Consider the following 10,101-nt stretch of genomic DNA (forward strand, 5'->3'; position numbering starts at 1 on the left):
AGCGTGCCCAGGTCCGGTTGGTAACGTCCGCTGCGTGCCGTCCTCCCCGTCCCCGGCCACCGGATCGCCTCCCATCCCCGCCGCCGCCCCCGACACCCGCCGCGACCGGCGCGCCGACCTGCTCTTCGCGCTGCTCGCGCTGGCCCTCGCCGGCTGGGTCACCAGCGGGCTGTGGCTGGGCCCGAACCAGCGGGCGATCACCGTCAACTCCAGCGACCAGGCGCTGTTCGAGTGGCTGCTCGCCTTCGGCGGGCACGCGCTGACCCACGGCCAGAACCCGCTCTTCACGACCCTGGTCAACGTCCCGGACGGGGTGAACCTCGCGGTCAACACCTCGATCACCGTGTACGCGGCGGTCTTCGCGCCGCTGACATACCTGATCGGGCCACCCGCGACGTTCCTGGTGATCCTCACCGGAAACCTCGCCGCCACCGCGCTGGCCTGGTACCTGCTGCTGTCCCGGCAGTTCGTGCGCAGCCGCCTCGCGGCGGGCCTCGGCGCGCTGTTCGTGGCGTACTCCCCCCGGAAGGGTGTTCGCACGCCAACGCCCACCTGAACTGGACCGCCGGGTGGCTGGTGCCGCTGTTGCTGTGGCGGGTGTTCGCGCTGCGCGAAGCCCCGGGCGCTGGCTGCGCAACGGGGTCGTGCTCGGCGTCGCCGTCGCGGTCGCCTTCTCCATCGCCGCCGAGGGGCTGTTCTTCACCGCCCTCGCGCTCGGCGTGTTCCTGCCGATCTGGGCGCTGCACCCCGGCCGGCGGGCGCAGGCCCGGGCGGCGCTGCCCGCCTTCCTGCGCGGGCTGGGCGTGACCACGCTCACCGCCGGGGCGCTGCTGGCGTACCCGCTGTGGCTGCACTTCGCCGGCCCGCAACGGTTCCACGGCACCGGCTTCGACCCGGTCATCCACGCCGAGGACATCGCCGCGTACGCGGCGTACCCGCGCCGGTCGCTGGCCGGCGAGGCGGGGCTGGGCACCTCCCTCGCCCCCAACCCGACCGAGGAGAACTCGTTCTTCGGGGTGCCGCTGCTGCTGCTCGCCGCCGTCTGCCTCGGCTACCTGTGGCGGCGGGACCGGGCCCTTCGGGCCACCGTCGCCGCCCTCGGCGGCACCGCCGTGGTGTTCGCCGTGCTCTCCTGGGGGCCCCGGGCCAAGTGGGCCGGCCGGCACACCGACACGCCGCTGCCGTTCCTGCTGCTGGACAACCTGCCGGTGGTCAACGCCGCCCTGCCGGCCCGGCTGGCCCTGATCGTGGCCCCGGTGTTCGGGGTGCTGCTGGCGTACACCGTCGACCGGCTGCGGGCCGACCCGCCGCGCCGCCGGGCCGTGCGCGCCGCCTGGGGGCTCGGCCTCGCGGTGGCGCTGCTGCCGCTGCTGCCCACGCCGCTGCTGACCGGCGTCCGCGAGCCGGTGCCGGCGTTCATCACCGCCGGCACCTGGCGGGAGTACGTCTCCCCGGGCGGGACGCTCACCCCGCTGCCGCTGACCCTCGACGTGACCCCGGACGGGCAGCGCTGGCAGGCGTACGCGCTCGCCCACCGGCAGGGTGAGTTCCGCATCCCGGCGGGGTTCTTCCTCGGCCCCGGCGGCCCGGACGGCCGGGGCCGGATCGGGCCGCCGCCGCGCACCTTCGACACGCTGATGGACCAGGCCGGACGCACCGGCCTCGTCCCGATCGTCACCGAGGGCAGCATCCGGCTGTCCCTGGCCGACCTGCGGTACTGGGGGGTCGAGGTGGTGGTCCTCGCCGACCGGGTGCACGGCGCGAAGTACGACCTCGACGAAGACGCCCTGCGCCGCACCGCCACCGCCCTGCTCGGCCCCCCGCAGCGCGTCGACGACGTCTGGCTCTGGCGGGTCCCGCCGGCCTGACCCGCTCGCCCGACACGCCGGTGGTGAGCCGGCTCACCGAAGGTGACCGGCCGGTACGGGACTACGCTGGTGGGCGTGACCGCGACGATTCCGGGGCTGACCGCCGTACGTGCAGGGGTGCTCGACTACCAGGCCGCGTGGGACGAGCAGCGGCGGCTGCACGAGTCGGTGGTGGCCGGCGAGCGCGGCGACACGGTGCTGCTGCTGGAGCACCCGAGCGTCTACACGGCCGGCAAGCGCACCGAGCCGTGGGACCGGCCGCTGGACGGCACCCCCGTCGTGGACGTGGACCGTGGCGGCAAGATCACCTGGCACGGCCCGGGGCAGCTCGTCGGGTACCCGATCGTGAAGCTGCCCGACCCGGTGGACGTCGTCGCGTACGTGCGCCGCACCGAGCAGTTGTTGATCGAGGTCTGCGCCGAGTTCGGCCTGGCCGCCGACCGGGTCCACGGGCGCAGCGGGGTCTGGGTGCCCGAGGACGACCGGGGGCCGGCCCGCAAGGTCGCCGCCATCGGCATCCGGGTCGCCCGTGGGGTGACCCAGCACGGCTTCTCGATCAACTGCGACTGCGACCTGGCGTACTTCGACCGGATCGTGCCCTGCGGCATCCGCGACGCCGGGGTCACCTCGCTCACCGCGGAGCTCGGCCACCCGATCACCGTGGCCGACGTCCTGCCGGTGGTGGAGCGCCACCTGCCCACCCTGATCACGCTCTAGGCTCGGCGGGTGCGGATCGATCTCGTCACCCTCGTCGTCGCCGAGTACGACCCGGCGATCGCCTTCTTCACCGAGGTCCTCGGTTTCGAGCTGGTCGAGGACTCCCCGGCGGAGACCACCGACGGCCGCCCGAAGCGGTGGGTGGTGGTCCGCCCTCCGGGCGCGCAGACCGGCCTGCTGCTGGCCCGGGCCGACGGCGGGCGGCAGGAGGCGGCGGTCGGCGCCCAGACCGCCGGGCGGGTCGGCTTCTTCCTGCGGGTCGACGACTTCGACGCCACCCACCGCCGCCTCGCCGACGCGGGCGTGGAGTTCGTCCGGCCGCCGCGCACCGAGCCGTACGGCCGGGTGGCTGTCTTCCGCGACATCGCCGGCAACCCCTGGGACCTACTCGGCCCGGCCTGAACGGCCCGGTTGCCGCCTTCAGGGGGTGAGGCGGTGCAGGTCGCGGGGAAAGGCCGTGACCTCGCGGACGTTGGCCGCGCCGACCAGGCGGGCGACGAAGCGCTCCAGGCCGATCGCGAAGCCGCCGTGCGGCGGCATGCCGTGCCGGAACGCGTCGACGTAGCCGGCGACCGGCTCGACCGGCTCGCCGCGCGCCGCGAGTGCCGCCAGGTAGTCGTCGTAGCGGTGCAGGCGCTGCCCGCCGGTGACCAGCTCAAGGCCGCCGAACAGCAGGTCGAACCCGTTCGAGTACGCCGGCCGCGCCGGGTCCGGGTGGGTGTAGAAGGGCCGCTTCGCCATCGGGTACCCGGTGACGAAGACGAACTCGCTGCCGTGCTCGCGGCGGGCCCACTCCCCCAGCGCCCGCTCGTGGGCGGGGGCGAGGTCCGGCTCGTCGGCCGGCGCACCGGCGATGGCCAGCGCCTCGGTGAACCGCACGGCCGGGATCCGGGCCGGCACCGGCGGCACCGTCACGCCCAGCGTGGCCAGCGCGGCACCGGCCCGGTCGGCCACGGTCGCCAGCATCCCGGCGAGGGTGTCCCGCAGCACGACCATCACGTCGGTGTGGTCGCCGACGAAGCCCAACTCCGCGTCGAGGGACGTGTACTGGGCCAGGTGCCGGGCAGTGTCGTGCGGCTCGGCCCGGAACACCGGCCCGACCTCGTACACGCGCTCGAAGACGCCGACCATGAGCTGCTTGTAGAACTGCGGGGACTGCGCCAGGTACGCGGGCCGGCCGAACCAGTCCAGCGCGAAGACGTTCGCGCCGCTCTCGGTGGACGAGGCGACCACCTTCGGGGTGTGGATCTCCACGAAGTGGCGAGCGTCGAGGGTGGCCCGGAACCCGGCCACCGCCGCCGCCGAGACCCGCAGCGCCGCCGACCTGAGCGGGTGGCGCAGCGCGACGGGTGCGTGGTCGAGCTGGGTGGGCAGGGTAGCCGTCAGCGCCGGCCGGTACAGGTCGAACGGCGGCGCGGCGGCGGGTGGGCCGAGCGGTCGTACCGTCGGGTGGATCAGCTCGACCCCGGTGGGGGCCGCCGGGTTCGCGACCACCGTCGCGGTGACCTCGACCACGGTCTCCTCGGTGAGTTCCTCGACGGCGGCGCGGGCGGCCGGGTCGGTGGCCACCACCTGGGCCAGGCCGGCGGCGTCCCGCACGATCAGGAACGCCACCGACTTGAGCAGCCGGCGGCGGTGCACCCAGCCGGCGATCCGGACGGTCGCGCCGACGTGGGCGGGGAGTTGGGTGGACAGGATGCGTTGCACGGCGGTTACCTCCTCGATCGATCGCAACGCGATCCCCGGGAGGTGTGGGCGAGCGGGTCCTCGCGGTGCCACCACACCTTCGCCCCCGCACGCGGGGGCCTCGTTCGTCGCCTGATGACCGGGGCCAGCCGGGCGGGTTCTACCAGGCACGGGTGTCGGAGACACCGCGCCGTTCTTCCCGCAGCTCGGGAGGGTCTTCGTGCGCCGACGCCAGACCGCCTCGCAGCGTTCGGCGGCTCTCTGGACTGGCGGGGCGGCGCACTACTCGGCTCCGTCGCAGCTTTGCGGGGCACACTAGACAGCCGGGCGCGGCGGTGCAACGGGGTTTTCGGCGGCGGTGGTGGGCGGCGTCACAGGAATCGGGAGGTGACGGGCATCGCCTCCCGTTCATCGACGGCCGCCGTCGGGCGTAGGCTCGGTTTTGTGACGATCGAGCACGCCGCGTCGACGACGCCGACGACCGAGCAGCCGACGACCAGCCCCGCCTCGCGTACCGCGACGGTCGCCCCGGAGGGTCGGCGCATGCTGCGGATCGAGGCGCGCAACGCCGAGACGCCGATCGAACGCAAACCACCGTGGATCAAGGTGAAGGCCAAGATGGGGCCGGAGTACACCCAGCTACGCGGGCTCGTCTCGCGCGAGGGGCTGCACACCGTCTGCCAGGAGGCCGGCTGCCCCAACATCTACGAGTGCTGGGAGGACCGGGAGGCGACCTTCCTCATCGGCGGCGACCAGTGCACCCGGCGCTGCGACTTCTGCCAGATCGACACGGGCAAGCCGGCCGAGTTCGACGCCGACGAGCCGCGCCGGGTGGCCGAGTCGGTGGTGTCGATGGGCCTGCGGTACGCGACGATCACCGGCGTCGCCCGCGACGACCTGCCCGACGGCGGTGCCTGGCTGTATGCGGAAACGGTCCGCCAGATCCACGCCCTCCAGCCGGGCTGCGGGGTCGAGCTGCTGATCCCCGACTTCAACGCGGTCCCCGGGCAGCTCGCCGAAGTGTTCGGCGCGCGCCCGGAGGTGTTGGCGCACAACGTCGAGACGGTGCCACGGATTTTCAAGCGGATCCGGCCGGCGTTCCGCTACGAGCGCTCGCTGGACGTGATCCGGCAGGCCCGCGCCGATAACCTGGTCACCAAGAGCAACCTGATCCTCGGCATGGGCGAGGATCGGGCCGAGGTGTCCCAGGCGCTGCGGGACCTGCACGACGCCGGCTGCGAGTTGATCACCATCACGCAGTACCTGCGTCCGTCGCCCCGGCACCACCCGGTGACCCGCTGGGTGAAGCCGGAGGAGTTCGTGGAGCTGCGCGAGGAGGCCGAGGAGATCGGCTTCGCCGGGGTGATGAGCGGGCCGCTGGTGCGCTCGTCGTACCGGGCCGGCCGGCTCTACCGGCAGGCCCTCGACGCCCGCAGCAATTCCTGCCGGTAGGACGCGCGCCCGCGCAGGCAGCTCCGCGGGCACAGAATCGCACGACGTCCCACCCTGCGGGGCAACCCTTGCCGAAGGACGTCGAAGATGATGGATTTATGTAATGTCCCTGCCACATACCGTCGTCATCGGCGCCGGCCCCGCCGGCCTCACCGCCGCCTACGAGCTGACCAGGCGGAACGCCTCCGTTGAGGTGATGGAGGCCGACGACGTCGTGGGCGGAATCAGCCGTACCGTCGAGCGGGACGGTTGGCGGTTCGACATCGGTGGGCACCGGTTCTTCACGAAGGTGGCCCGGGTCGAGGAGTTCTGGCACGAGGTGCTGCCCGACGGCGACTTCCTGCTGCGTCCCCGGATGAGCCGGATCCACTACCGGGGCAAGCTGTTCGACTACCCGCTGCGGGCCGGCAACGCGCTGGGCAACCTGGGGATCGTCGAGGCGGTGCGCTGCGTCGGGTCGTACCTGTGGGCGCGGCTGCGGCCACCGGCGGACCAGAGCCACTTCGAGGGGTGGGTGTCGGCCCGCTTCGGCACCCGGCTGTACCGGATGTTCTTCAAGACGTACACCGAGAAGGTCTGGGGTTTTCCGGCCACGGAGCTGCAGGCGGACTGGGCGGCCCAGCGCATTCGCAACCTGTCGCTGGCCGGCGCGGTGCGCAACGCGCTGCTGCCCCGCCGGGCCCGCGCCGACATCACCAGCCTGATCGAGGAGTTCCAGTATCCGAAACTCGGCCCGGGGATGATGTGGGAGCGCTGCGCCGAGCTGGTCGCGAAGGCCGGCGGCGTGGTGACGATGGGCACGTCGGTGGCGCGGGTGCACCGGGCCGAGGGCCGGGCGGTCGCGGTGACCGTGGCGGGCCCGGACGGCGAGCGCCGCGTCGAGGCCGACCACGTGATCTCCAGCATGCCGCTGCCGGCGCTGGTGCGGGCCGTGGATCCGCCCGCCCCGCCGCAGGTGCTGGCCGCCGCCGACGCGTTGCGGCACCGCGACTTCCTCACCGTGGCGCTGGTCGTGCCGGCCGACGCCGGGTTCCCGGACAACTGGATCTACGTGCACACCCCGGGGGTACGGGTGGGCCGGATCCAGAACTTCGGCTCCTGGTCGCCGTACCTGGTTCGGGACGGGTTCACCTGCCTCGGGCTGGAGTACTTCGTCGACGAGGGCGACGACCTGTGGGAGTCGGACGACGACGACCTGGTCGCCCTGGGCACGGCCGAGCTGGAGACGCTCGGGCTGGTCCGCCCCGGCGCGGTCTCGGCCGGGTACGTGGTGCGGATGCCGAAGGCGTACCCGGTCTACGACTTCGGGTACGAGCAGGCCGTGGAGACCATGCGCGACTGGCTGGCCGAGGCGCTGCCGAACGTGCACCCGGTGGGCCGCAACGGCATGCACCGGTACAACAACCAGGACCACTCGATGCTCACGGCGATGCTGGCCGTGGAGAACATCCTCGACGCCGCCGGCCACGACGTGTGGGCGGTGAACGTGGAGGAGGAGTACCACGAGCAGGCCGGATCGTCCTCCACCGGCGGGCAGCACGGCACCGGGCGGGCCGCTCCGGTGCTGCCCAACCGTCCGGCCGAGGCCCGTACCGGGCGCGGATCAACGGGGCAGGCGGCGACCACCTAGACTCTGCGGCATGGCGAAGCCCCAGGAGAAGGTCTCGTTCGGCCAGCGGCTGAAGCAGATCGGGATGGTGTTCAGTTTCACCGCCAAGCAGGATCGGTGGTTCGCTCCGCTGGCCACCGGCGCGGTGCTGATCCCGCTCGCGCTGACCGTGGTCGCGGTGCTCCTCTGGGGTTGGTTCTGGCTGCCGCTGGGCATCCTGGTCGCCCTGCTCGCCCTGCTGATCGTGCTCAACCTGCGGTCCAACAAGGCGATGATGAACGCCGCCGAGGGGCAGCCCGGCGCGGCGGCGCAGATCATGGAGAGCATGCGCGGCGACTGGCGGGTGTCCCCGGCGGTCAGCGCGACCACGCAGATGGACATGGTGCACCTGGTGATCGGCCGCCCCGGCGTGATCCTGCTCGCCGAGGGGAACCCGCAGCGGGTGCGCGGCCTGCTGGGGCAGGAGAAGCGGCGGCTGGCCAAGGTGATCGGCTCCGCTCCGCTGCACGACTACGTGATCGGCCAGGGCGAGGGTGAGCTGCCGATCCGCAAGCTGCGGATGACGCTGATGCGGCTGCCGCGCGCCCTCAGCGGCAAGGACGTCAACGCCCTCGACAAGCGGCTCAAGGCGCTCACCGCCCGGCCGCAGATGCCCAAGGGCGCGATCCCGAAGAACATGCGCCCGCCACGCGGCGCGTTCCGCCAGAGCCGGGGTCGCTGACGGCGGCTCGGCGACCCGTACACCCGTGCGGGGCAGCTCGCGGGCGGCTCGGTGACCGCGTGGCCCAGCGGCCTCAGCGACCGCGCGGGGCGGCGGCGATCACCGACCCAGTGAGGCGGTCGTGCAGGCCGCGGCGGTGCTCGTCCATGATCAGGGCCGGGACCACCAGGGCCAGCAGGAGGCCGCGCAGCAGCGCCCGGGCCAGGCCGATCCGGCCGCCGTCGGCCCAGGACAGGCATCGGATCCGGGTGACGTACATGCCGGGGGTCTGGGCGAACAGGCCGAGGAAGAAGCCGTACTCGACGATCAGCACCACGACGGGGGCCCAGCCGTCGCGGACCGGGTCGGCGAAGAAGTTGGACACCAGCAGGCAGAGCACCCAGTCGATTACCAGGGCGCCGAAGCGGCGGCCCAGGGTGGGCGGCGCGAAGGCGGGGTCGGCGGCGGGCGGCGCGGGGGGCTGCGGCGTGGTCACGAGCGCCAAGGGTAGTCAGGAACGCGGGGGTGGCCGGAACCACACCTGCCGCCAAACCGGACCAAAGGCCATAATCTGCGGTACAGTGCTGCGTCGGCTATCGTCCGAACGGACATCCGACGGCGACTGAGCGGCGCATATGACGCAGCGCGAGCGACGTAACACGACCGAAACACAGCAGATACGGCCGAGCAACCGCACCGCCATACGGTCGCCAGAAGCCAGCCACCCGTGGACGTGCCAGGAGGACGTGTGTTCGCCAATCCCGAGGAACTCCTGCGATACCTCAAGAACGAGGACGTGAAGTTCGTCGACGTACGTTTCTGTGACCTGCCCGGCGTGATGCAACACTTCAACCTGCCGGTGGAGTCCTTCGACGACAGCGTCTTCAACGACGGTCTCGCCTTCGACGGGTCGTCGATCCGCGGCTTCCAGGCGATCCACGAGTCGGACATGCTCCTGCTCCCGGACGTCGCGACCGCCTTCATCGACCCCTTCCGCGCGCAGAAGACCCTCGCGCTCAACTTCTTCATCCACGACCCGTTCACCCGCGAGGCGTACTCCCGGGACCCGCGGAACGTGGCGAAGAAGGCCGAGGCGTACCTCGCGGCGAGCGGCATCGCCGACACCGCGTACTTCGGTGCCGAGGCGGAGTTCTACATCTTCGACTCGATCCGCCACGAGACCTCGGCCAACCAGTCGTTCTACTACATCGACTCGATCGAGGGCGCCTGGAACACCGGCCGCGAGGAGCCGGGCGGCAACCGCGGGTACAAGACCGCGTACAAGGGCGGATACTTCCCGGTGCCGCCGGTCGACCACTACGCCGACCTGCGTGACGGCATGGTTCGCCGCCTGGTCGACGCCGGCTTCACCGTGGAGCGCTCGCACCACGAGGTCGGCACCGCCGGCCAGTCGGAGATCAACTACCGGTTCTCCACCCTGCTGCACTCGGCCGACCAGCTCCAGCTCTTCAAGTACCTGATCAAGAACGAGGCCTGGGTCAACGGCAAGACGGCGACGTTCATGCCGAAGCCGCTCTTCGGCGACAACGGCTCGGGCATGCACACCCACCAGAGCCTGTGGCTGAACGGCGAGCCGCTGTTCTACGACGAGACCGGCTACGCCGGCCTGTCGGACACCGCCCGCTGGTACATCGGCGGCCTGCTGCACCACGCCCCGTCGCTGCTGGCCTTCACCAACCCGACGGTCAACTCGTACCGCCGCCTGGTGCCCGGCTACGAGGCCCCGGTCAACCTGGTCTACTCGCAGCGCAACCGCTCCGCCTGCACCCGCATCCCGGTGACCGGCAGCAACGCGAAGGCCAAGCGGGTCGAGTTCCGCGTGCCGGACCCGTCGAGCAACCCGTACCTCGCCTTCTCGGCCATGATGATGGCCGGCCTCGACGGCATCAAGAACAAGATGGAGCCGCCGGCGCCGATCGACAAGGACCTGTACGACCTGCCGCCGGAGGAGTGGGGCTCGGTCAAGCAGGTTCCGGGCTCGCTGCCCGAGGTGCTCGACGCGCTCGAGGCCGACCACGACTACCTGCTCGACGGCGGCGTCTTCACGC

The 10,101-nt window shown here is 72.2% G+C and carries 8 protein-coding genes and 1 pseudogene; 7 read left to right on the forward strand and 2 right to left on the reverse strand.

The features are described 5' to 3' along the window. Positions 1-34 precede the first annotated feature (34 nt). From MCAG_RS07025 to MCAG_RS07035, 3 genes and pseudogenes are all read left to right on the forward strand, one after another. A pseudogene (locus tag MCAG_RS07025) lies at positions 35-1,868 on the forward strand (DUF2079 domain-containing protein). 75 nt (positions 1,869-1,943) lie between these two features. Next, positions 1,944-2,585 (forward strand): lipoyl(octanoyl) transferase LipB, encoded by a 642-nt coding sequence (gene lipB / locus MCAG_RS07030; RefSeq protein ID WP_007072275.1) that lies wholly within the window; start codon positions 1,944-1,946, stop codon positions 2,583-2,585. 9 nt (positions 2,586-2,594) lie between these two features. Then, a complete protein-coding gene (locus tag MCAG_RS07035; RefSeq protein ID WP_007072276.1) occupies positions 2,595-2,987 on the forward strand; it encodes a VOC family protein in 393 nt (130 codons plus the stop codon). A gap of 18 nt (positions 2,988-3,005) precedes the next feature. On the opposite strand, the gene aspS is transcribed toward MCAG_RS07035, so the two are convergent. Continuing rightward, positions 3,006-4,292, reverse strand: a complete 1,287-nt coding sequence (aspS, locus tag MCAG_RS07040) for an aspartate--tRNA(Asn) ligase (RefSeq protein WP_007072277.1) — start codon at positions 4,290-4,292, stop codon at positions 3,006-3,008. Positions 4,293-4,715: 423 nt separating this feature from the next. Between aspS and lipA the strand changes: the two genes are divergently transcribed. From lipA to MCAG_RS07055, 3 genes are all read left to right on the forward strand, one after another. Then, entirely contained in the window at positions 4,716-5,723 is a 1,008-nt protein-coding gene (gene lipA, locus MCAG_RS07045) for a lipoyl synthase (RefSeq protein WP_007072278.1), read from the forward strand. A 103-nt stretch (positions 5,724-5,826) separates the two neighbouring features. Further along, complete coding sequence (locus MCAG_RS07050; protein ID WP_007072279.1) at positions 5,827-7,353, forward strand: NAD(P)/FAD-dependent oxidoreductase; 1,527 nt, start codon at positions 5,827-5,829, stop codon at positions 7,351-7,353. A 10-nt stretch (positions 7,354-7,363) separates the two neighbouring features. Beyond that, the gene (locus MCAG_RS07055; protein ID WP_007072280.1) at positions 7,364-8,053 is read left to right on the forward strand and encodes a DUF4191 domain-containing protein; all 690 of its coding nucleotides are present in this window, start codon (positions 7,364-7,366) and stop codon (positions 8,051-8,053) included. Between the two features lie 73 nt (positions 8,054-8,126). Here the strand turns inward: MCAG_RS07055 and MCAG_RS07060 are convergent, their stop codons facing one another. Further along, entirely contained in the window at positions 8,127-8,528 is a 402-nt protein-coding gene (locus tag MCAG_RS07060) for an RDD family protein (RefSeq protein WP_007072281.1), read from the reverse strand. A gap of 252 nt (positions 8,529-8,780) precedes the next feature. Between MCAG_RS07060 and glnA the strand changes: the two genes are divergently transcribed. Beyond that, positions 8,781-10,101: type I glutamate--ammonia ligase (gene glnA, locus MCAG_RS07065; protein ID WP_036372663.1), on the forward strand; the 1,321-nt coding region annotated here is incomplete at its 3' end.

Origin of the sequence: Micromonospora sp. ATCC 39149 (assembly GCF_000158815.1) — a bacterium.
Classification (GTDB): domain Bacteria; phylum Actinomycetota; class Actinomycetes; order Mycobacteriales; family Micromonosporaceae; genus Micromonospora.